The sequence below is a fragment of the Microbacterium oxydans genome, assembly GCF_900095745.1.
Classification (GTDB): Bacteria; Actinomycetota; Actinomycetes; order Actinomycetales; family Microbacteriaceae; genus Microbacterium; species Microbacterium oxydans_B.
On the sequence record NZ_FMIR01000008.1, the window covers coordinates 108,152 to 129,669 of the forward strand.

General features: G+C 67.6%; 22 protein-coding genes and 2 tRNA genes. 9 read left to right on the forward strand and 15 right to left on the reverse strand.

The window, feature by feature from the left end:
- Window positions 1–7: 7 nt before the first annotated feature.
- The 9 genes from BQ2383_RS02785 to idi all read right to left on the reverse strand — a co-directional run bounded on the left by BQ2383_RS02785 (window position 8) and on the right by idi (window position 8,037).
- A tRNA-Arg gene (locus BQ2383_RS02785) sits at window positions 8–80 on the reverse strand.
- Window positions 81–122: 42 nt separating this feature from the next.
- On the reverse strand, window positions 123–2,309 hold the full coding sequence (locus tag BQ2383_RS02790; RefSeq protein WP_091029129.1) for an MMPL family transporter: 2,187 nt from the start codon (window positions 2,307–2,309) through the stop codon (window positions 123–125).
- A 39-nt stretch (window positions 2,310–2,348) separates the two neighbouring features.
- Window positions 2,349–3,242 carry a prenyltransferase gene (locus BQ2383_RS02795; RefSeq protein WP_091029132.1) on the reverse strand — a complete coding sequence of 298 codons (894 nt, stop codon included), beginning with the start codon at window positions 3,240–3,242 and terminating at the stop codon, window positions 2,349–2,351.
- Window positions 3,239–3,583: a lycopene cyclase domain-containing protein gene (locus BQ2383_RS02800; RefSeq protein ID WP_091029136.1), complete on the reverse strand. Its 345-nt coding sequence runs from the start codon at window positions 3,581–3,583 to the stop codon at window positions 3,239–3,241. Before BQ2383_RS02800 ends, BQ2383_RS02795 begins: the two co-directional genes overlap by 4 nt.
- Window positions 3,580–3,927: a lycopene cyclase domain-containing protein gene (locus BQ2383_RS02805; protein ID WP_091029138.1), complete on the reverse strand. Its 348-nt coding sequence runs from the start codon at window positions 3,925–3,927 to the stop codon at window positions 3,580–3,582. Before BQ2383_RS02805 ends, BQ2383_RS02800 begins: the two co-directional genes overlap by 4 nt.
- Window positions 3,927–5,528 (reverse strand): phytoene desaturase family protein, encoded by a 1,602-nt coding sequence (crtI, locus tag BQ2383_RS02810; RefSeq protein WP_091029141.1) that lies wholly within the window; start codon window positions 5,526–5,528, stop codon window positions 3,927–3,929. The genes BQ2383_RS02805 and crtI overlap by 1 nt, the downstream gene beginning before the upstream one ends.
- Window positions 5,525–6,433 carry a phytoene/squalene synthase family protein gene (locus tag BQ2383_RS02815; RefSeq protein ID WP_091029144.1) on the reverse strand — a complete coding sequence of 303 codons (909 nt, stop codon included), beginning with the start codon at window positions 6,431–6,433 and terminating at the stop codon, window positions 5,525–5,527. The genes crtI and BQ2383_RS02815 overlap by 4 nt, the downstream gene beginning before the upstream one ends.
- Window positions 6,430–7,512 (reverse strand): polyprenyl synthetase family protein, encoded by a 1,083-nt coding sequence (locus tag BQ2383_RS02820; protein WP_091029147.1) that lies wholly within the window; start codon window positions 7,510–7,512, stop codon window positions 6,430–6,432. The genes BQ2383_RS02815 and BQ2383_RS02820 overlap by 4 nt, the downstream gene beginning before the upstream one ends.
- A 3-nt stretch (window positions 7,513–7,515) precedes the next feature.
- The gene (gene idi, locus BQ2383_RS02825) at window positions 7,516–8,037 is read right to left on the reverse strand and encodes an isopentenyl-diphosphate Delta-isomerase (RefSeq protein ID WP_091029151.1); all 522 of its coding nucleotides are present in this window, start codon (window positions 8,035–8,037) and stop codon (window positions 7,516–7,518) included.
- A gap of 87 nt (window positions 8,038–8,124) precedes the next feature.
- Between idi and BQ2383_RS02830 the strand changes: the two genes are divergently transcribed.
- Window positions 8,125–8,775: a MarR family winged helix-turn-helix transcriptional regulator gene (locus tag BQ2383_RS02830; protein ID WP_091029155.1), complete on the forward strand. Its 651-nt coding sequence runs from the start codon at window positions 8,125–8,127 to the stop codon at window positions 8,773–8,775.
- 25 nt (window positions 8,776–8,800) lie between these two features.
- Here BQ2383_RS02830 and BQ2383_RS02835 read toward each other — a convergent pair whose 3' ends face one another.
- The gene (locus BQ2383_RS02835) at window positions 8,801–9,148 is read right to left on the reverse strand and encodes a histone-like nucleoid-structuring protein Lsr2 (RefSeq protein ID WP_029262722.1); all 348 of its coding nucleotides are present in this window, start codon (window positions 9,146–9,148) and stop codon (window positions 8,801–8,803) included.
- A gap of 78 nt (window positions 9,149–9,226) precedes the next feature.
- Complete coding sequence (locus tag BQ2383_RS02840; RefSeq protein ID WP_091029158.1) at window positions 9,227–10,084, reverse strand: LuxR C-terminal-related transcriptional regulator; 858 nt, start codon at window positions 10,082–10,084, stop codon at window positions 9,227–9,229.
- Window positions 10,085–10,192: 108 nt separating this feature from the next.
- On the opposite strand from BQ2383_RS02840, the gene BQ2383_RS02845 reads away from it, so the two are divergent.
- Both BQ2383_RS02845 and BQ2383_RS02850 read left to right on the forward strand, forming a co-directional pair.
- Window positions 10,193–10,540 carry a DUF485 domain-containing protein gene (locus tag BQ2383_RS02845; protein ID WP_091029163.1) on the forward strand — a complete coding sequence of 116 codons (348 nt, stop codon included), beginning with the start codon at window positions 10,193–10,195 and terminating at the stop codon, window positions 10,538–10,540.
- Window positions 10,537–12,174 carry a solute symporter family protein gene (locus BQ2383_RS02850; protein ID WP_091029164.1) on the forward strand — a complete coding sequence of 546 codons (1,638 nt, stop codon included), beginning with the start codon at window positions 10,537–10,539 and terminating at the stop codon, window positions 12,172–12,174. Before BQ2383_RS02845 ends, BQ2383_RS02850 begins: the two co-directional genes overlap by 4 nt.
- Before the next feature lie 82 nt (window positions 12,175–12,256).
- On the opposite strand, the gene BQ2383_RS02855 is transcribed toward BQ2383_RS02850, so the two are convergent.
- Window positions 12,257–12,769 (reverse strand): methylated-DNA--[protein]-cysteine S-methyltransferase, encoded by a 513-nt coding sequence (locus tag BQ2383_RS02855; RefSeq protein ID WP_091029167.1) that lies wholly within the window; start codon window positions 12,767–12,769, stop codon window positions 12,257–12,259.
- 178 nt (window positions 12,770–12,947) lie between these two features.
- On the opposite strand from BQ2383_RS02855, the gene BQ2383_RS02860 reads away from it, so the two are divergent.
- Both BQ2383_RS02860 and BQ2383_RS02865 read left to right on the forward strand, forming a co-directional pair.
- On the forward strand, window positions 12,948–16,667 hold the full coding sequence (locus BQ2383_RS02860; protein WP_432206332.1) for an AAA family ATPase: 3,720 nt from the start codon (window positions 12,948–12,950) through the stop codon (window positions 16,665–16,667).
- Entirely contained in the window at window positions 16,660–16,866 is a 207-nt protein-coding gene (locus BQ2383_RS02865; protein ID WP_091029175.1) for a hypothetical protein, read from the forward strand. The genes BQ2383_RS02860 and BQ2383_RS02865 overlap by 8 nt, the downstream gene beginning before the upstream one ends.
- Window positions 16,867–16,957: 91 nt before the next feature.
- On the opposite strand, the gene mscL is transcribed toward BQ2383_RS02865, so the two are convergent.
- The 3 genes from mscL to BQ2383_RS02880 are packed head-to-tail and all read right to left on the reverse strand — an operon-like array spanning window position 16,958 to window position 18,289.
- Window positions 16,958–17,380, reverse strand: coding sequence for a large conductance mechanosensitive channel protein MscL (gene mscL, locus BQ2383_RS02870; RefSeq protein ID WP_091029179.1), 423 nt, complete (start codon window positions 17,378–17,380; stop codon window positions 16,958–16,960).
- Between the two features lie 24 nt (window positions 17,381–17,404).
- Window positions 17,405–17,677, reverse strand: a complete 273-nt coding sequence (locus BQ2383_RS02875; RefSeq protein WP_091029182.1) for an FmdB family zinc ribbon protein — start codon at window positions 17,675–17,677, stop codon at window positions 17,405–17,407.
- Window positions 17,678–17,692: 15 nt separating this feature from the next.
- A complete protein-coding gene (locus BQ2383_RS02880; protein WP_091029186.1) occupies window positions 17,693–18,289 on the reverse strand; it encodes a 5-formyltetrahydrofolate cyclo-ligase in 597 nt (198 codons plus the stop codon).
- Between the two features lie 41 nt (window positions 18,290–18,330).
- Between BQ2383_RS02880 and galU the strand changes: the two genes are divergently transcribed.
- The 4 genes from galU (at window position 18,331) to BQ2383_RS02900 (ending at window position 20,935) form a co-directional block, all read left to right on the forward strand.
- Window positions 18,331–19,218 carry a UTP--glucose-1-phosphate uridylyltransferase GalU gene (galU, locus tag BQ2383_RS02885; protein ID WP_091029193.1) on the forward strand — a complete coding sequence of 296 codons (888 nt, stop codon included), beginning with the start codon at window positions 18,331–18,333 and terminating at the stop codon, window positions 19,216–19,218.
- A gap of 43 nt (window positions 19,219–19,261) precedes the next feature.
- Window positions 19,262–19,873, forward strand: a complete 612-nt coding sequence (locus BQ2383_RS02890; protein ID WP_091029250.1) for a GNAT family N-acetyltransferase — start codon at window positions 19,262–19,264, stop codon at window positions 19,871–19,873.
- A 91-nt stretch (window positions 19,874–19,964) separates the two neighbouring features.
- The gene (locus BQ2383_RS02895; protein ID WP_091029195.1) at window positions 19,965–20,810 is read left to right on the forward strand and encodes a hypothetical protein; all 846 of its coding nucleotides are present in this window, start codon (window positions 19,965–19,967) and stop codon (window positions 20,808–20,810) included.
- A gap of 52 nt (window positions 20,811–20,862) precedes the next feature.
- Window positions 20,863–20,935 (forward strand) — tRNA-Ala (locus tag BQ2383_RS02900).
- Window positions 20,936–21,518: the final 583 nt, after the last annotated feature.

A 21,518-nucleotide genomic window follows, 5' to 3' on the forward strand; every position in this document is an offset into this window, starting at 1 on the left:
GACGTCGTGCCCTCGACAGGATTCGAACCTGCGACCTGCCCTTTAGGAGAGGGCTGCTCTATCCCCTGAGCTACGAGGGCGTGCGTCCAGTCTAGGCGACCGTCCGCACGCCCCCACGCGCATCAGTCCTCGCCGCGGCGCCACAGCTTGGAGGGCCACCAGATCGCCTTGCCGATGTCGTACGTCAGCGCGGGGACGAGCAGCGAACGGACGACGAACGTGTCCAGCAGCACCCCGAATGCGACGATGAACGCCAATTGCACCAGGAACAGGATGGGGATCACCGACAGCGCGGCGAAGGTCGCTGCGAGCACGAGACCCGCTGACGTGATCACCCCGCCCGTGATCGACAGGCCCCGCAGGATCCCCTCTCGGGTACCGTGCTGCTTCGACTCCTCGCGGACCCGCGTCATCAGGAAGATGTTGTAGTCGATGCCGAGCGCAACCAGGAACACGAACCCGAAGAGCGGAACGGCGGGGTCCGCACCGGGGAAGTCGAAGATCCCGTTGAACACGAGCGCGGAGACACCCATCGCGGTTCCGAACGACAGGACCGTCGTGAGGATCAACAGCACCGGTGCGAGGACCGACCGCAGCAGCAACATCAGGATCAACATGATCACGAGGAGGATCACGGGGATGATCAGGTTGCGGTCATGGATGGACGCATCGTTCGTGTCGATCGAGGTCGCGGTGACGCCGCCCACGAGTGCCTTCGTGTCTCCCAGGTCGGAGCGCAGCTCTCGCACGGTGGCGGCAGCGGCTTCCGAGTCGGCCGCGTCGGTCAGCGTGCCCTGCAGCAGCACCTGCCCGTCGACCGTCGTGGGGTCGGGTGCAGGGGTGCCTGGAGGGCCGACAGCGGTGAGGCCGTCTTCGGTCACGGAGGCGGTGCCGCTGGGGGAGTCCGCGGCGGTGACGGAGACGGCGTCGATCCCGTCGTTCGCGAGGAGGACATCCGCGGCATCCTGCAGCCGGTCCTCGTCGACGACCACGTACACCGGGCTGCCGGACCCGCCGGGGAAGTGTTCGCCCAGCGCCACCTGACCGTCGCGGGCCTCCGACGCCCCGAGAACCAGGTCGGACTGCGGTACGCCGTTCGCATCGAGTTGCGTGACACCCGCCGCTCCGGCGACGAGGACGAGGGTCGTCACGATCCAGATGACCCGCGGTCGCCGCTTGATGAGCCCCGCCAGTCGCGCCCACAGTCCCGTCGTGCGCATGCCGTGCTCTGCGGCGACGACATCCGGTTCGAACCGCGGGCGTCGTGGCCAGAACACGGCGCGACCGAAGAGCAGTAGCAGCGAGGGGAGCAGGGTGAGGGCAGAGAGCATGGCGAACACGATGCCGATCGCCGCCACGGGGCCTAGTGTGCTGTTCGACTTCAGGTCGCTGAGCAGCAGGCAGAGAAGACCGGCTATCACGGTGCCGCCCGACGCCGCGATCGGTTCGACGGAGCCTTTCCACGCTGCCAGGAGCGCGACGCCCTTGTCCTGCGCGACCCGCAGCTCCTCGCGGAAGCGTGCGACGAGGAGCAGGGCGTAGTCGGTTGCGGCGCCGATCACGAGGATGAAGAGGATTCCCTGCGTCTGGCCGCTGAGTAGAAGCACCTCGAACTTGGCCAGCCACCACACCACGAGGAGTGCCACGCAGAGCGCGAACAGGCTCGTCGAGAGCACGACCAGCGGCAGGAGGAACGAGCGGTAGACGAGGACCAGGATGACCAGCACGGCCAGGAGCGCGACCCCGAGGAGCAGCCCGTCGATCCCGGCGAAGCCCGCGACCAGGTCAGCGCTGAACCCGGCGGGACCCGTGATGTATACGGTGATGCCATCGGGGACGGCGTCGCGCAGCTCGTCGCCCAGCGCCGCCGTCGTATCGGCCAGCTCGGCGTCGCTGTCGATCGGGATGAACGCCTGTACGGCCTGCCCGTCATCGGAGGGAAGTGCCGGAGACACGTCCTCGCCGACGCCCTCCACGGTCGATGCGCCGGCCACCGCGTCCGAGATAGCGTCGAGTTCGGTCTGCGTGAGCTCATCCTCGGACGTGAACACGGCGATCGCGGGGATCGAGTCGCTGTCGTTGAACTCGCCGAGCAGCTGCTGCACCTCGGTGGCCTGCGCGGACTCCGGGAGGTATGTCGTCTGCTCGTTGGAGGAGACCTCGTCGACCTTGCCGAACAGGGGACCGCCCAGCGAGGCGCCCACCAGCCACACGAGGATCAGAGCCACGGGGATGAACACGCGCGCCCAGGAGTGCTGTCGCGAGCGCTCCCTGAGGGGCGGAGTCGGTGAGGAGTCGGGGCGGGACATCAGATGCCTTTCGGGGAGACGGTCGTTCAGGAGCAGGAGTCAGGAGATCCAGGCGAGGATGAGGATCATCGTCGCGAGGAAGCCGGCGAAGTAGTTGAGGGCGATGAACCGGCGCCAGGCGCGATTCGTCGACGCGGAGGTGCTGTCGTCGACGTTCCACCACGGGGCCGCGTTGACCACGTACGGCAGGGCGAGGACGGCGGCGAGCGGGCCGGGCCAGGGGGTGAACAGCATCGCCACTCCGGCCACCACCCAAAGACCGAGGGCGAGCCGTACCGTCGCCCGCGCCCCGATGACCGTGGCGGTCGAGGAGATCCCGCCCTCGCGATCAGGGCCGATGTCCTGTACGGCACCGAAGGCGTGGGCTGCCATGCCCCACAGGAAGAAGGCGGCGAGCGTGATGATCGTGCCGGCCGTGACCGGTGCGCCGACCAGAGCGAGAGCGACGATCGCCGGACTGACGAAGTGCGTGCTCGAGGTGATCGAGTCGAGGAACGGTCGCTCCTTGAACCGCAGCACGGGTGCCGAGTAGGCGATCACGGCGAAAACGCTGACGGCGAGCCAGAACCAGGACGCCGGGTTCCCGACGACCACGAGGTAGATGAGGAACGGGATATTCGTGGCGGCCGCCGCCCAGAGCGTCGCGCGATGGATGCGAGGCGCCAGAAGTGCGCCCTCGATGCCGCCCTTGCGGGGGTTCGCCAGATCGGAGGCGTAGTCGAAGACGTCGTTGATCCCGTACATCGCGAGGTTGTACGGGACGAGGAAGTAAAGGGTGCCGATCACGAAGGTCGCATCGAGCTCTCGCGTGGCGAGGAGATAGGCCGCCGCGAAGGGGAACGCGGTGTTGATCCAGCTGATCGGCCGTGAGGAGAGCACGATCTGCGCGAGATCCCGTCCGAAGGTGCGCTCGGGTGCGGTTCCGGCGTTCATCCGCGGGCCTCGTCATCCTCGGCGGACGCTGCGCGCGCGCGCCGCCGTGCGCGCAGTGCCGTCCACACGGCGGGAAGGAGCAGCGCGCCCGCGAGCGGATACGCGAAGTCCTCGACGGGGGCGAGTCCGATGTGCAGACCGAGCAGCGGATCCTGTGCGTAGTGGAACAGCCCGCTCGCGATCATCACGGTGTCGAACACGGCCGTGAGGACGAACAGCACGAGCACCGTCAGCAGGACGGCCGCGGGCACGGGGCCGCGTCGACGCGAGGCCAGGGCCAGGAGGACGCCACCGCCGGCAGCGAGGAGGAGGAAGCAGGCGGCGACGTGGACGTAACTCATGCCCCGTCGCCCTTCGTGCGGAGCTTGTCGCGCCTGCGGGCGAGCAGGCGGGCTGAGCCGGTGTAGATGACCATCGTGCACACGACGAGGAAGAGCAGGAACACCGGTTCCTCCACGGGCAGCTCCGGTGCGAGCACCAGTCCCGTCGCGATCACCGCGTCGCCGCGGAGGAAGATGCCGTTCACGATGCCCGCCGCATCCCACAGGAGGAAGAAGACGAGGCCGACCAGCGTGACGACGGCGGCCGAGAGCGTATCCCGCCAGAAGAACAGCCGGAACCGCCAGTCCAGGAGCAGCATGCAGCCCAGCGAGACCAACAGCGCGGTCAGGTACAGCGCGCCCATCAGGAGCCCGCCGTCCCGATCGCGGAGGGATCCGGTTCCGGGAGCGGCCCGGGGGAGTGATCGCCGCGGAGACGCTTCAGGACGATCTCGGCGCTGATCAGGCACATCGGCACCCCGACGCCGGGCGCGGTCGTGGCCCCGGCGTAGAAGAGGCCCTGCACGCGCCGCGACGCATTCTGTGCGCGGAACATCGCACTCTGCGACAGGATGTGCGCGGGCCCGAGCATCCCGCCCCGCCACGAGCGGTAGTCGTCGCGGAAGTCCGCCGGCCCTGTGGTCTCGCGAACGACGATCCGTTCGCGGAGGTCGGGGATGCCTGCCCAAGTCGCGACCTGATCGATGGCCGCATCGGCTGCGCGCTCGATCTCCGCGGACCCCGATCCGTCGGACCCGCCATGACCGAGCTCGACGTCCGCCGGTACGGGAACCAGGATGAACAGGTTCTCGTGGCCGGGCGGCGCGACATCGGGGTCGGACGCGCTCGGTCGGCAGACGTAGGTCGAGGCCGGAGAAGGGACGGAAGGGGTGGAACCGAAGATCGCGTCGAAGTTCGCATCCCAGTCGTCGGTGAAGAACAGGGAATGGTGAGGGAGCTCGGGCAGGGTGCCCTCGACTCCGAGCATCACGAGCACCCCACCGGGGCCGCTGGTGCGGCGAGTCCACCAGGACTCCGGATAGCTCTGCAGCGATCGTGGCAGCAGCGTGGTCTCGGTGTGGTGCAGGTCTGCCGCGGAGACGACGATATCGGCCCGCTCGACATGCGAGGCACCCGATTCGTCGACCCAGTCGACGCCGGTCACGCGTGTTCCGCCGTCCCCGTCCTCGGTGCGGATGCCCGTGACGTCGGCACCCGTCACGATCCGGGCACCCGCATCGACGGCCAGGGCTTCGATCCGTTCGATCACCCGCCAGAAACCACCCTGCGGATAGCTGACGCCCTGGTCCAGGTCGAGTGCGCTCATCAGGTGGTACATCGCGGGAGCGCTGCGTGGGTCCGTGCCGAGGAACACAGCCGGATAGCCGAGGATCTGGCGCACGACGGGATGCCGGAAACGTCTCGCCGCGAAGGATTGCAGCCGGGTACCGAGCAGCGTGAACAAGCGGGGTAGCGCTCGCAGGACCTCCGGCGCCATGAGCGATCGCGTCCGGGTGAACGGGTTGTAGAGGAAATACTTCTGCGCCATCTCGCCGGCGTGACGTGCCGACTGCAGGTAGGAGTCCAGGGCAGGAGCAGAACCCGGCTCCAGGGCCTCGAAGAGGCGGGTGACGGCTTGCCGACCGGCGGGCACCGTCACCGCGCCATCCGTCGCATCCTCCGCCGTCGGGTCGCGGAACACCCGGTAGCCGGGGTCCAGCCGGGTGAGGTCGAGCTGTTCCTCGGTCGTGGTGCCCATCATCGCGAAGAAGTGGTCGAAGACCTCCGGCATGAGATACCACGACGGTCCGGAGTCGAAACGGAAGCCGTCACGCGCGATCGTTCCGGCACGTCCGCCGACGCGGTCGTTCTTCTCGAGGACGACCACCTCGTGCCCGTCGCGTGCGAGCAGTCCCGCGGTCGCGAGGCCCGCGACGCCCGCGCCGATCACCACCACACGGCTCATCGGTCGCGTTCCATCGCGGTCACGGCCACCGCGCGAGCGGCGAGCACGGCCTTGATCGGGTCGGGCACCCGCACCCGTCGTCGGTACAGGACCTCGGCCGGCGTCTTCGCGACGCGGCGGGTGAGCGCGGCGAACAGTGCCAGCGCACTGCGCACGGCCGCGCGAGCATCCTTCGGGAGCAGGGGGATCGCGTCGCGGGCGTCGGCGAGCTGTCGAAGGATCGTGTCGACCCAGGCGTCCCGGTCGGCGTCGGTCAGACGCGCGGTTCCGCCCAGGTAGCCGCGGTGCAGACGATCCGTATCGTCGGCGAGGTCGCGCAGGAAGTTGACGTTCTGGAAAGCTGCGCCGAGCTGTCGTGCCCCGCGTCGGAGGATCTCGAGCTCCTCGGGCGTGCGGCGCGAGTCCCGCAGGAAGACCTGAAGGCACATCAGTCCCACGACCTCGGCGGACCCGTAGACGTATGACGCGTGGGCGTCGGCGTCATAGGCGGCGAATCCCGCCGCACCGCCGATGTCGGCGCTCATCGACTCGAAGAACGGCGTGGTCAGGTCTTCGCCGATGCCGCACTCCCGCGCTGTCCGCGCGAACGCGTGCAGGATCAGATCGCTGCTGTACCCGCTGCGCATCGAGCGGTGCGTCGCCTCCACGTAGGAGGCGAGAGCCGCAGATTGTGCCGCGCTGTCGAGTCCGGCCTCGGCGGCGACACCGTCGACGATCTCGTCGGCGATGCGCACCATCGCGTAGATGTTGCGCACATGCTGACGGTGCCGACGTCCGAGAAGACGCGTCGCGAGTCCGAAAGACGTCGAATAGGTGCGGATGACGTCGCTCGTCGCGATCTCCGCCGTGCGGCTGAATCGGCGGAGAGCGGCGTCATCGGAGTGATGGTGCGGAGTCGCGGTCATCGCTCGCGACCATCGACGCGGGCGGCCAGTGCACGGATCGTCCGACCGGCAGCCGCCGGCAGCGTGCCCTCGGACTCTGCCTCACTGAGGACGGTCGATGCGGCCTCGAGGTGCTCGCGGACGAGCCCGCGCACGAATGCTTCGGCACCGCATTCGCGCAGGCGATCGCGAGCGCGTGAGCCGTCCGCACCACTGAGATCGGGGCTGCCGAAGTGCTGTTCGATCCACTCCCAGTGGCTCGTCATGCGGGCATAGGAGATGATCGCGGTCTCCTTTCCTTCCCGCAGATCAGAGAAGGCGTCCTTGCCGTGTTCATCGGGGTCGCCGAACACGGAGAGCAGATCATCCTGCAGCTGATACGCGAGGCCGAGGTGTCGGCCGATCGTGATGAGGTGCTGTTCGGTCGCGGTCGACGACCCGGCCAGCACGGCCGCGGCGCGCAGCGGAAGCACGAACGAGTATGTCGCCGTCTTGTAGGCGCTGGTCGAGAGGATCGTCCGAAGATCCGGCGTGATGATCCCGTCGCTGAGAGCGACGTCGGCGTGCTCGCCGGCGACCGTCTCGAGGATGGTCTGTTCCAGCAGCGAGAGCAGGCGGTCACGGGCCTGCGCGGAGACGTCCACCCTGGCGAATCCCAGCACTGCCGACGACAGCAGCAGATCTCCGAGGAGGATCGCGCTCGAGCGCGCCCAGTGCAGTGCCGACGCGGCGGTGGCTTCGGGCCGACCGGCGACGAGAGTGCCGATCAGGTTCGGTCCGCGCCGGCGGATGAGGTCTCCGTCGATGACATCGTCATGAAGGAGGAATGCGAAGTGCAGCAGCTCGACCTCGGCCGCGACATCGATCGCGGACGCACTCGCGTCTGCGGAGAGCGGGTGCGGTGAGAGAGCCTGTGCCAGGTCGACGAGCAGTCGCGGTCGGATGAGTTTGCCGCCGAGTGCGTGCTCGGCGGCCACGGTCCAGAGCTCTGTGAACTCGGGACCGTACTTCTCTGCCGCTGCCGTGTTCGCGGAGAAGCGCCGCCGCAGAGCTGCTTCGATCTGTGTACCGAGTGCTTCCTCGGTCGCCGTCGCGCTCATGATTCAGACCTCGCCGAGCCGTCGCAACAGCGGAAGCTGCTCGACGAGCCACGGGCTGAAAGCGAACGGTGCATGGGTGACGGCTTCGATCAGGGCGGGAACCTCGACCCACGTCCACTCGGACACCTCGTCCGGATCGGCCTCGGGTTCTCCGTCGATGACGGCCACGTGCACCGGGCAGATCTCGTTCTCGACGATTCCACTCGCGTCGACGGCACGGTAGCGGTAGTCGGGCAGCGCGAGGCGAATACCCGTGAGCTGGATGCCGAGCTCGTCGATGCCGCGGCGCCGAACGGCGTCCGCCATTTCCTCGTCGGGTCGTGGATGACCGCAGAAGCTGTTCGTCCAGACTCCTGGCCAGGTCCGCTTCGCGAGGGACCGGCGTGTCAGGAGTAGACGCCCTCGTGCGTCGAAGACATAGCACGAGAAGGCGAGATGCAGAGGGGTGTCGCTCGTGTGGACGTCGCTCTTCGGCAACGTGCCGACGGCGGTTCCGTCATCGGCCAGGAGGGTCACGTAATCCATGGCATCTCCCTTGTTCGAGCCTCTCAAGATTGCTAACTTGGTGAGTAGTCAACTTAGCATGAAACTGTGGGTGTGTAACATGATCGCATGGACACGGAGCCCGGCACCACCCCGCACGCGGGGTCGCCGGCGATGAATCCGTCCGTCGACGGCGATACGAGCTCTGCTGACCGCACGCCGGATGGGTTGAGCCACGCGGCGATCTACGACGTCGATGCCAGTGATCCGCGAAGCACACTCGTCGACCGAACCGGCGTGCCGCCAGAGGAACTGCGGCAGATCGCCCGCCTCATGGAGTCGCTCGCGGGGCTTCGAGAAGCCGAACAGACCCTCTCTCAGGCGTCACGCCGGTACATGCGGCTGAATGAGACAGATATGCGTGCGCTGCACTATCTGATCGTGTGCGCGAACCGGAGCCTGGTGGCGACACCAGGAGGGATAGCTCACCACCTGGATGTCTCGACGGCCGCGACGACCAAGCTCCTAGACCGGCTGGAAAAGGGCGGGCACATCACCCGCGCACCTCACCCGACGGACCGGAGGGCGCTCCGCATCAGCATCACGCCGGAGACGCGGCTCGCGGCGATGGAGACGGTCGGTCGACAGCAGGCGAAGCGTTTCTATGCTGCTGCACGGCTTTCGCCCGCCGAACGGGACGTCGTGATCCGATTCCTCCAGGACATGACGGAAGAGATCACGCTGCGAGACGAAGCCTGGTTACAGCAGTCGTCCGATTGAGAGTTCGGCCCACGAGGGGCCGAACTCAGTGGGCTGCTTTGTACGCATCCAGGATCGGGGCGGGGATGCGTCCTCGCTCGGAGAGCGTGTAGCCGTTCTCGTTGGCCCATGCCCGGATGGCGGCGACCTCGGGATTGCGTGCCGGTCGCTTGCGAGAAGACGAAGAGGAACGTGCAGTGCTGGAGGAGCCGGCGCGTCGGCCTGCAGCGATATACGGCTCGAGAGCCTTTCGCAATTCCTCCGCATGCGCAGCATTCAAGTCGATCTCGTAGGAGGCGCCGTTGACCGAGAAATGCACGGTCTCGCCTTCTCCGACTTCCAGGACGCTGCCGTCGATATCGTCGACCAACTGGTGCACAATTCGTCTAGCCATGCGTGCGACTTTACCTGCAGAAGCGAAATGCGACAACAATTGAATATTGCACAGTCATAATCCGCTTCGGCGCAGGTCTCAGGGAAGAAGCCCCGCACGGCGCGCTCGGGTGACGGCCGCATGACGCGTGGAAGCGTCGAGTTTCGACATCGCGGTGCCGAGGTACGCCTTGACCGTGCCTTCGCGCAACCCGAGCTGTGCGGCGATCTCCGCGTTGGTCGATCCCAGCGCGGCGCAGGCGAGCACGTCGGTTTCCCGGCGCGAGAGATGGATGGTCGGCACGGGCCCGGTCGTGGCAGGAGCCGCATCCCCGGCGAGCGCCACGAGGCGCCGCTCGACCTCGGCGATCCGTGCGCGTATCGCCGCGTCGTCGACCGAGGCCGCGATGCTGCGCAGCTCGGCGAAGCTCTCCCGGAGCGCCTCACGCTGCGGGGGAGCCACGGTCTCGCTTCCGAGCTGGCTCGTGTCTAGCCGTCGCTGCACCTCGTCGCGGATCCGCAGTTCATCGGCGACGGACTGGGCCACCTGCATGGCCGGAGCCGTGGTGACACCCCCGACCTGTTCCTCGTCCCATGCGCCGGCGTAGAGCACCCCCCGAGACCGGCCGTGGACGACGATCGGGAGGGCAAGGAGCGTACGCAGCCCCTCGCCGAGGACGAAGACGTCGTAGTCGTGGGTGATCTGCTGCGACGATCCGTAGTCGCTCGTCATCCGTGGGCGCAGTTCCATCATCGCCCGCCCGCCGAGTCCGCGCTCCGGACGCACTCGCAAGCCGTCCAAAGATCGGGTGCGCGCGCCGACGATGCTGGTCACGCTCACGACGCCCTCTTCGATGAGGCCGCCGAATGCCACAGGGAAGCGTGTTCGCCGGGCGAGCTCGCGCACCGCATGGGCGACGAGCTCCGACTCGGAACCGAGAGGGACTGGGGCGCTCACAATTACCTACTTCCGGGGGTGACGACTGTGTTCCCCGTTTCGTAGCGTCGACTTTATCATCCGCGCAGTTCCGCTGCGCGGGGACCGGACATGTGGCAAGGAGGCCCCATGAGTGATCAGACGCACGTCGATTCGAACGGTGAGATCGACTACATCGCCGTCGAGCAGTCTCCACGATTCCAGCGTTTGAAACGGACGCAGAGATCGTTCATCTTTCCGCTCGCCGTGTTCTTCCTGCTGTGGTATTTCGCATATGTGCTTCTTGCGGCCTTCGCGCCCGAGTTCATGGGACAGCGTGTCTGGGGCGATATCACCATCGGGCTCCTCCTCGGTCTCGGACAGTTCGTCACGACGTTCGGCATAACGATGGCGTACGTCTCGTTCGCGAATCGGAAGCTCGACCCATTGGCGACGGAGATCCGTGAAGAACTCGAGAAGGTGCAGGGACACGCATGAGCGCGATCCGCGCGGCGGTCGATCCGGTCGCTCTCGATATCAACCCCGTCTTCAACATCTCGATCTTCCTGGCTTTCGTCGCGGTGACGCTTTTCATCGTGATCCGCGCGAGCCGCAACAACAAGACAGCTGCCGACTACTACGCCGCCGGCCGTTCTTTCACGGGACCGCAGAACGGATTCGCCATCGCGGGTGACTATCTGTCCGCGGCGTCCTTCCTCGGCATCTGCGGCGCCATCGCGATCAACGGCTACGACGGATTCCTCTATTCGATCGGATTCCTGGTGGCCTGGCTCGTCGCGCTGCTGCTGGTGGCGGAGCTGATGCGCAACACCGGGAAGTTCACGATGGCGGATGTGCTCTCGTTCCGCCTGAAGCAGCGACCGGTGCGGATGGCGGCCGCGATCACGACGCTCGCCGTGTGCTTCTTCTATCTGCTGGCGCAGATGGCCGGCGCCGGTGGACTGGTGTCGCTGCTGCTCGGCATCGACGGACGGCTCGGGCAGTCGATCGTGATCGCCGTGGTCGGCCTGCTGATGATCGTCTACGTCCTGATCGGCGGAATGAAGGGCACCACCTGGGTGCAGATCGTCAAGGCCGTCCTCCTGATCGGCGGCGCCGTCGGCATGACGATCTGGGTGCTCGCGATCAACGGCTTCAGTCTGAACACCCTTCTCGAAGCCGCGGTGGCGAACTCCGACAAGGGGGATGCGATCCTGGCTCCGGGACTGCAGTACGGCGCGAACCCGTGGGACTTCCTCTCCCTGGGCATGGCGCTCGTGCTCGGGACCGCCGGCCTGCCGCACGTGCTCATGCGGTTCTACACCGTGCCGACGGCGAAGGAAGCCCGACGCTCGGTCGTCTGGGCGATCTGGCTCATCGGCGGCTTCTACCTGCTGACCCTCGTGCTCGGTTACGGCGCCGGCGCACTGGTCGGCGCGGATGTGATCGCGGCCGCTCCCGGCGGCGTGAACTCCGCAGCACCGTTGCTCGCGCTCCGGCTCGGCGGTCCGGTGCTGCTGGGCTTCATCTCCGCTGTGGCGTTCGCAACGATCCTCGCGGTGGTCGCGGGTCTGACGATCACCGCCGCTGCATCGTTCGCGCATGACATCTACGCCAACGTCATCCAGAAGGGGCGCAAGGATGCTGCCGGCGAGCCGGTCGCCGCCGACCCGAACGGCGAGGTGCGTGTCGCTCGTCGCACGGTGGTCGTGATCGGCATCCTGGCGATCCTCGGCGGCATCGGAGCGCAGGGGCAGAACATCGCCTTCCTCGTCGCTCTCGCTTTCGCCGTCGCCGCGTCCGCCAACCTGCCGACCATCCTCTATTCGCTCTTCTGGCGGCGATTCACGACCAGGGGCGCGGTGTGGAGCATGTACGGCGGGCTCGGGTCGGCGATCCTGCTCATCGTGCTGTCGCCGGTGTTCTCCGGAACCCCGACATCGATGATCCCCGGGATCGATATCGCCGTGTGGCCGCTGAACAATCCGGGGATCGTCTCGATCCCGCTGGGCTTCCTTCTCGGCTGGCTCGGAACGGTGACGAGCTCCCGTAAGGAGTCCCCGCAGCTCGCTGCGGAGATGGAGGTGCGTTCCCTCACGGGGTTCGGGGCGGAGAAGGCGGTCGAGCACTGACCGAGGGCTCGTGAGGATCGAACCCAGGCAAGACGTGGACCCGGCGGCCTACTCGCCGGGTCCACGTCTGCGTCTGCTCCGCTCAACCCGCCTCGAGGTCGAGCAGGTATCTCTTGCGCTCGGGGTGCGCGCCGTACTGACCCACACTGCCGTCCGACCGCACGACGCGATGCACCGGCACGATGATCGAGAACGGCGTGAGCCGACACGCGGTGCCGACCGCGCGGGCCGCGCCGGGGTGCCCGGCGCGGACGGCCACCTCTCCGTAGCTCATCGTCTCGCCCCATTCGATCGTGCAGATCGTCTGCAAGGCGCTCAGGTGGAATCCATCCACCAGCCGCCAGTCGAGCCGGACGTGCTGGTCGAAGCGGACCGGATCACCGTCGAAGTAGTCGGCCAGAAGATGTGCGAGCTCGTCGGCGGCCCCGGGGTCGGGCTCCGGAACAGCGCCCAGCTGCCGCGTGACGCCCTCGAGGAGCCAGGGCACGAGCGGGTCTTCGGATTCGGAGAGGTCGAATCGCACGATGCCCTCGTCCGAGAACACCGCGAGGGCGTCGCCGAACGGAGTCGGAGCGAAGTCATAGCGGAAGGTCATGCGACCATCCTGACCGGCATCGCCGTCCGGGGAGCACCAGCCTCCCGGGCGGGGTGGAGAACGTGACGGTCATCGCCACCGGGCAGGAGGAGTGCGGATCGGCTCTCGGAGGCGGATATTCGGCGGAAACCCGCCTGGGATACCCCAGCTCGCCCGGTCTCGCGCCTAGGGTGTCATTGTGTGGCGACGTGAAGACAAGACTGCGGAGAACACAGCGGCAGACGCTGCTGTGGCCATCGGCGATCTGCACGAGCCCACGACCGGCGTCGACATCGCCCATGCCGCTGAGGCTGAGCGCACCCGGCTGAGGGCGGAAGCGGCCGACCTCGGCGGCCCCTCTCCGCTGGTGAGCTTCCGCGACAGCCCGGAATCGGGCATCGACATCTCCAAGGCCCATCCCGGCAGCCTGCCGCAGTTCATCACCGGAAAATCGACCCTTCTGTCGAACCTCTTCCGCGACGAGGTGGGTCTGCGCACCGCACGGCTGGCCGCCGAACGGATCACCGCGAAGAACACCGAACTGCGCACCGTCCGTGGCATCGAGGCCGTGCACCTGGCCGTCGGAGTCGCCCGGTGGCGCATCGGCGGAGCGGGCTTCGCCGCGCCGGTGCTGCTGCGGCCGCTGGCGATCCGGCGGCATCACTCCGACTTCGAACTCAAGCTCCAGGGCGCGTTCGAGGTCAACCCCGAACTCGTCCGCATCGCCCGTGATCACTTCGGCCTGTCCATCGATGCCGCGTCCCTCGCAGCGCTCGCCTACGACGGCGGGATCTTCAAGCCGCAGCCGGTCATCGACAACCTGCGCGTGATGACCCGCTCGATCGACACCTTCTCTGTCGAACCGCGGCTGGTGGTGTCGACCTTCGCCGACGTCTCCGGAGCGATGTCGCGCGACGCCGGCAGCCTCGATCACGCGCTCCTCAACGCGCTGGGCGGCCATGTGGGTGACCGCGAGCGTGTGACAGCACCTCGGGCCACGCCACACCACACCGGACCCGACGATCGGGCTCCCGCCTCGGACAATCTCCTGCTCGACGCGGACGCCGAGCAGGAGGCCGTTCTCGCGCGCATCGCCGCCGGACACTCGCTCACCGTGGCGACGCTCCCCGGCACGGGCGGGACGCAGACGGTGATCAACGCGCTCGGCGAACTGGTCCGCGGCGGCAAGCGCGTGCTCGTGGTCTCGGCGCGTCGTTCGACGCTCGACGGCGTTCGTCACCGGCTCGCGGGTATCGGGCTCGACAGCCTGGCGATCTCGCCGGCCAGCGTGCGTCGCGACCTGGTCAGGGCGATCGGGCGCAACGAGAAGGCGTCGGCACCCAAGGTCGGCGAGGTCGACGACGCGCTGGTCCGCCTCCGGACCGTCCTGCGCGACTACCGCCAGGCGCTCACGGCTCCCATCGCCGGGGTGGACGCCTCGGTGCTCGACGCGACCCGCCAGCTCACCAGACTTGCGTCGCTGCCGGTGCCGCCGTCCACCACCGCCCGGCTCGGCACCGACGCGCTTCGCCGGCTCGCGGCGGATCGCAGCGAGGCGGCAGAAGCTCTCGCTCAGGCCGCGCGTCTCGGCGAGTTCCGCTTCGGTCCGAACGATTCGCCGTGGTACGGCGTGACCTTCGCGAGCACCGAAGCGGCCAGAGCTGCGCACGAGCTGGCCGGTCGACTGCACTCGGACAGCATCCCCACTCTTCTCGAGCGCGGCTACGAACTGATCGCCCAGACGCACATGCGCCCCTTCGCGACGATCGACGAGCTCGGCGAGTACCTGCGTCTGCTGCAGGGCATCCGCGATTCGCTCGACCGCTTCAGCCCCACGGTCTTCGAGCGGCCGTTGGGCGAGCTCATCCAGGCGCACGGCTCCCGTCGCGACGCCCCCGGCCTCTCCGGAGCGAACCGGCGGCGGCTGCGGCGTCTGGCGAAGGAATACGTGCGTCCGGGCGTCCACGTCACCGAGATGCATGAGGCGCTGCTGCGGATCCAGACTCAGCGCACCCAGTGGCAGCGGTACGTCGAGGCGGGGGCCGCGCCGGAGATCCCGCTCGGTCTCGCCGACGTGTACGTGGCCTGGCAGCGGGCCGAGGCGGAGCTCGCCGAACTGGATGCCGCGCTGGGCCGCCGCGAGCCGCTGGCGTCGCTCCCTGTCGCACGACTCGTCCGCACTCTTGCCGGGCTCGCCGCCAAGTCCGACGTGTTCGAGAACCTCGTGGAGCGGGCTCAGCTGCGCGATCGACTCGCACTCCTCGGACTCGAGCCGCTGCTCGCAGAACTCTCGGTGCGGCATGTGTCCGAGTCGCAGGTGGGGGAGGAGCTCGAGTTCGCCTGGTGGCAGTCGCTCCTCGAGCGCGCACTGCAGGACAATCGCGCACTCCTCGGTGCGAACACCGCCGTCGTCGACCGTCTCGAACGTGACTTCCGGCTGGTGGACGAGGCGCACGCCGCGATGGCGGGCCCGCTCCTCGCCTGGCAGCTCGCCAACCAGTGGCGGATCGCGATCGTCGACGAACCCCAGCAGTCGCAGCATCTCCGCCGTGCGCTGACCCAACCCGCCGCGACCACGGCACAGGTCGTCAGCGCCGCGCCGACGCTCGTCGACGTGCTCGCGCCCGTCTGGATCTCTTCCCCCTACCTCGTGCCCGAGATCCCGGAGTCGGTCGAGTTCGACACCGTCCTCCTCGTCGATGCCGCAGCGATCAACCTGGCCGAGGCCGCACCGGCGATCTGTCGCGCGCGCCAGGTCGTCGCGTTCGGCGATCCGGTCACGCAGCGTCCCACTCCGTTCCATATCGCCGTCGATCCGGAGGATGCCTGGGAGGCCGAGGTGCCGTTCGACGACGTCTCGGTGTTCGAGCGTCTGTCCGAGCTCCTGCCCGTCATGACTCTGACGCGCAGCTATCGCGCCGGTGGCGAGGATCTCGCCGAGCTCATCAACGATGCGTTCTACGGCGGCGAGATCGTCTCCCTGCCGTGGGCGGGCTCCTATCTCGGTCGCGGCAGCCTCACGGTCGACTACGTCGAGGGCGGGACGGGGACCCCTGATCCGGTGTCCGGTGCGGTCGAGAGCCCCGATGCCGAAGTCGCGCGCGTGGTGACCCTGGTGGTCGAGCACGCCGTGCACCGGCCATCCGAATCCCTCATGGTGGTCACCGCCAGCGCACGACATGCCGAGCGGGTACGGGCCGCGGTCACCTCGGCTTTCGCCGGGCGTTCCGACGTGGCGGACTTCGTCGGCCGCGACACGGCAGAACCGTTCGCCGTCCTGACCCTCGAGGAGTCCGTGGCGGAGAGTCGCGATCGGGTGATCTTCTCCCTCGGCTTCGGTCTCACCAAGCATGGCCGCGTCCTGAGCGACTTCGGCGACCTCTCCACGCCCGACGGCGAGCGTCTGCTCACGGTCGGCATGACCCGAGCCCGCCGTTCGATGGTGCTCGTCTCGTCGATCCGACCCTCTTCCTTCGACGACGGGCGCCTCGAGCACGGAGCAGCCACGCTCATGTCGATCCTCGGCGGGCTCGCCGCCCGGGGCAGGGATGCGCGGCTCGAGGATTTGGCCGACCCGCTCACTCTTGCACTGGCCAGAGAACTGCGGCGGCTCGGCGCCTCCGTCGATGTCGACTACCGCGGACTGCTTCCGCTGGTCGCGCAGCACAGCGGCAAGGCGGTCGTGATCGAACCCGACCCGGAGTCGCGTGGCGAGTCCCTGCGCGAAACGCTGCGACTGCGGCCGCACGTGCTCCGTCGCCTCGGCTGGCACTACGTGCGCGTGCACGCGTTCGATCTCTACAGCGATCCGGCGACCGTCGCGACGCGCATCGCCGCTGTGCTGGGCATCTCCGACACCGTGCCGCGCGCCGAGAACGACACGCAGCCGCTCGATATCGCCGACACCCCGAATGACTGACCAGGTCGACCCCGATGCTCCGCGTCAACGTGTGGTGCGGGTCGCGGGATCGCGTCGTGCCCGACTGACTCCGGTGCCCGGAAGCGACCCGGCCCCGGAGACCGGGACCGACCAGCCGTCGCCTCCGCGTGCCCGGCCCCAGGGCGCGAAGGGCCCGAACGACGATCAGCTCATCCAGGACGTGCCCCCGCACTACTGATCGTTCGTCACGAACCGCGGCGAAAGGAAAGACGCACGATCCCTCCGAAGAGGAATCGTGCGTCTCGTGTCTGAGCGTCGGGCGTCGGGCGTCAGGCGCCGCGCTGAGCCTTGAGCAGGTCGCGGATCTCGACCAGCAACTCGGCCTCGGTCGCTGCGGCCGGCTCTTCCTCGGGCTCTTCGGCCGGCGTGCCCTTGCGAGCCTCGACGTGCGCCTTGAAGGTGTTCATCGGCAGCACGAAGACGAAGTAGACGACCACGGCGACGGCGAGGAAGCTGATGATCGCCGAGATCAGGTCACCGATCGGGAACGTGACCTTGTCGCCGTAGATATTCGTGATCTGCGGCCCGAAGCCGCCCATCGAGTCGGCCTTGAAGAAGAGCGAGATGAGCGGTGTGATGATGCTGGACACGACCGCGTTGACGATCGAGGTGAATGCTGCGCCGATGACGACCGCGACCGCGAGGTCGATGACGTTGCCGCGCAGGATGAAGTCCTTGAACCCCTTGAGCATGGGAACCCCCAGTAGATCAGGGCCTCACGAAGAGGCCGGAGTCGACGCAGCCGCCGGTTTGGCGCTCGTCGTCGATTCCGTCTTCGATGATGCCGAAGCATCCGAGGATCCCCCGGATTTGGCGCGCGAGTCCGTGCGATAGAAGCCGGATCCGTTGAAGGTGACGCCGATCGAGCCGTACTGCTTGCGTAGCTGGCCGCCGCACTCGGGGCACACCGTCAGGGCGTCATCCGCGAAGCTCTGCACGGCGTCGAACTTGTGTCCGCACGATGTGCAGGCATAGGCGTAGGTGGGCATGGGGGTCCTTGCAGGTCAGCGTCGCCGAGACGACAGGATGAGAGTCTGCGACGGTGTCACGATCCCGTTCACGGGCTGGTCGTGCACCTCTCGCGGAAGTTCGTCGAGTACCTCGGAATCATAGATGACCGCGTAGACGGGCGGGCACTGCTCCATGGAGCCGATCGTCTTGTCGAAGTACCCGCGTCCCCAGCCCATCCGCATCCCGGTGCGGTCGACGGCGGCGGCCGGGACGATCATCAAGTCCACGTCGTTGACGGCGATCGGACCGAGGACCTCACCCGTGGGCTCCGGCAGGCCGTAGAGCCCCTCGGACACCTCGTCGTCATCGGTGGCCACGGCCCAGTCCAAGAGACCATCGGCCCGGGTGACCGGCAGCAGGACGCGGATGCCGCGGCGCACCGCCCTCGTCACGAAGTCGCGGGTGCCTGGCTCAGTGGTGGTCGACAGGAAGCACGAGATCGACTGCGCGCCGAGCTCGTCGACCAGGGCGTCGAGTCGCTCGCCGATCGCCGTGGCCGCGGCCTCGCGCTGCGGATCGGAGAGGAGTTGACGTCTTTCCCGCAGTTCGGCGCGAAGAGCGCGCTTGGCGTGTTCGACGTCATTCGACATGGCTCCGAGTCTACGGCGACGCTCACCGCTAGGCTGGGAGGATGGCTGACCACAAGATCAAAGCCGTCATTCCCGCAGCAGGACTGGGGACACGGTTCCTGCCCGCGACGAAGGCGATGCCGAAAGAGATGCTTCCCGTCGTCGACAAGCCGGCGATCCAGTACGTCGTCGAAGAGGCGGCGGATGCCGGGATCGACGACATCCTCGTCATCATCGGGCGCAACAAGAACGCGATCTCCAACCACTTCGACTCGGTGCCCGAGCTCGAGGTGAGGCTCATGGAGAAGGGCGACACGGGGCGCCTCGAGCGCGTGATGAAGTCCAGCGACCTCGCCGACATCCACTTCGTCCGCCAGGGCGAGCCGAAGGGTCTCGGTCACGCGGTGCTGCGTGCACGCACCCACGTCGGCGACAGCTCTTTCGCGGTGCTGCTCGGCGACGACCTCATCGATGAGCGCGATCCGCTCCTCACCGACATGATCGCTGAGCACGAGCGCACCGGCGCCGCGGTGATCGCGCTGATGGAGGTCGACCCGGCGAACATCCACATGTACGGTGCGGCCGCGGTCGAGCCGATCGAGGGCCAGGCCGCCGTCCGGGTCACCGGTCTCGTCGAGAAGCCTGCGCAGGAAGATGCTCCGTCCAACCTCGCCATCATCGGCCGCTACGTGCTTCCCGCGTCGGTGTTCGAGATCCTCGAACGCACCGAGCCGGGCAAGGGCGGCGAGATCCAGCTCACGGATGCGCTCCAGGAGCTTGCGACCGATCCCGACGGCCCCGGCGTCGTCGGTGTCGTCTTCGGTGGACGCCGCTACGACACGGGCGACCGCGTCGACTACATCAAGGCCATCGTCCAGCTCGCCTCGGACCGCGATGACCTCGGTCCCGAGCTGCGTCCCTGGCTCAAGGAGTTCGCGGAACGCCTCTAGGCGATTCTGCGAGCGTCGGTGCGGCATGGATCTGGCGACGGGAATGCGACACGGACCGATCGAGTTGCGGCTCGTGCGTGCGAAGGACGCCCGTCCGCTGCAGCATGAGCTGCTCGCGAACAGATCGTGGCTCCAGCCGTGGGAGGCGACCGTCCCGTACGGTTCCGTCTCGTTCGACATGCGGCTCAGCATCCGTCGGCTGCTGCAGCAGTACCGTGACGGCTCGGGCTATCCGTTCGTCATGGAGTACGACGGCGAGGTCGCCGGGCAGCTCAACGTGTGGGGAGTCTCGCGCGGTTCCCTCTGCTCGGCGACCATCGGGTACTGGGTGAGCGAGCGTTTCGCGGGCCGGGGCATCACGCCCACCGCCGTGGCGTTGGCCACCGATGCCTGTTTCACGGAGTACGGGCTGCATCGGATGGAGATCTGCATCCGACCGGAGAACGCGGCGAGCCTGCGGATCGTTCAGAAGCTCGGATTCCGCTACGAAGGTCTGCGCCGGCGCTACATCCATATCGACGGCGACTGGCGTGACCACTACGCGTTCGCGCTCACTCGCGAAGACGTCCCTCAGGGTGTGCTCGCACGCTGGCTCAGCGGCCAGGTGCCGCCCGACGCTGCGACAGTGCCGCCGTCCGACCGAATCGCTCTCTGAGCCGGTGCTCACCGGGCGATCCTCACGGACTCGCCGCGACACGCGCCCTTCTGTACGGCTGTGTCACCTCCGAACCCGTACCGTTGTCGATATGGACGGGCCGGTGCTGAGCGGGGGAGTGATCGTGCTCGTCGCCGTGCTCCTCTGGATGCTCTATCTGCTCCCTTCGTGGAGAGGTCGCTTCCAGTACAACGCCGCGGAACGCAACGCCGTTCGTCTGAACCAGGCGCTCCGCATCCTCGCCGAGACGAGTGAGACTCCGGGCGAGGTGCACGTCGAACTGAACGCTCGCACGGCGCTCGCGCAGCAGAAGCTCGCCAAGCGGGTGCAGTCGGAACGCGAGGCCGCCGAGCTCGAGTCGCTTCGCCAGGAGCTCGCCGCGACCAGGGCCGACCCGGTGATCCGTCGTGCTCGTGCCCGTCGCAGGGTGCGTATGGTCGCGACGATCTCGCTCCTGCTCGGTCTTGCGGTGGTCGGATTCGGCATCTGGCAGCTCGTTGCCGTCGGATCGTCCTTGCTGCTGTGGTTCGGCGGAGCTTTGATCCTGCCCGCCGGCATCGCGCTGCAGCGGATGGCGTCGGTCGCCAACCGTGCCGCACGCGCCACGCATGAGGTGGCCGCACCCGTCAGGGAGCGCGTCGCACCTGTGCTGCACGATCAGGGGCCGGCCACATGGACACCGCGTCCGCTGCCGGAGCCGCTGGTGTCCGTGTCGGGATCGCGTGCACAGGCTGCGCAGGCCCAGATCGAGGCGCAGGAGCAACGACGCAAGGCGGCTCGAGTCGCCGCGCTGCGTGAGCGCGCAGAGCAGATGGCGCCGGCAGCACCGGTGCCGCTTCCTGCCGCGTCGTCTCCCTACGCGAAGATGGGATTCGTCGACGATGCGGAGATCGAGGCGCACGTGCGGGAGCTGCTCTCGCGTCGCGCCGCGGGTTGATCGTCGCCGACGCGAGCAGCGCTTTCGTCGTGATAGCGTAGATCTCGTTCACGGGCCTATGGCGCAGTTGGTAGCGCGCCTCGTTCGCATCGAGGAGGTCAGGGGTTCGAATCCCCTTAGGTCCACAGAACATGAAAGCCCCCGGTGAGAACCGGGGGCTTTCTTCGTTCCTCGGATCGATCTCGTGTCGGCCATGCTCTCCCAGACACACATCTGACGTGGGGGAGAGAGCGCAGCCCCCGTAGACGCCGCTGCCGAACTCATCTTGCGTGGAGGCACGGGGTCGGACCGCACGTCTGCCCGAGTGGTGGAGCCCTCCCTCCGTTGGACGAGACGGCACCAGGAACCGGAATCACGGGCGACACGCCCGGCGGTCAGCCCTGATTTGCCCGATCCCCGGGATCCGCGTAACTTATTACTTGTTCGCCCCAAACGGTTGAGCGGAGGTCCTCGGACCGGCTCCCGTCAAGCATCGAACACCTCCCGAATCCCAGACACTCACTGAGTGAACAGGATGAAGGTGCTGATCCGTTCCCACGGTCAGGCCGAAGAAACTCGGACTTGACAACGGAAACGAGATCGGTAAGATAGAGAAGTTGCCCTGCGGGCCTGGCTGTGATGGCTGGGTCGTGGGAGCATCCGATCCTTGAGAACTCAACAGCGTGCACTTGTCAAATGCCAAATTATCCTCGTCTCCACTTCGGTGGG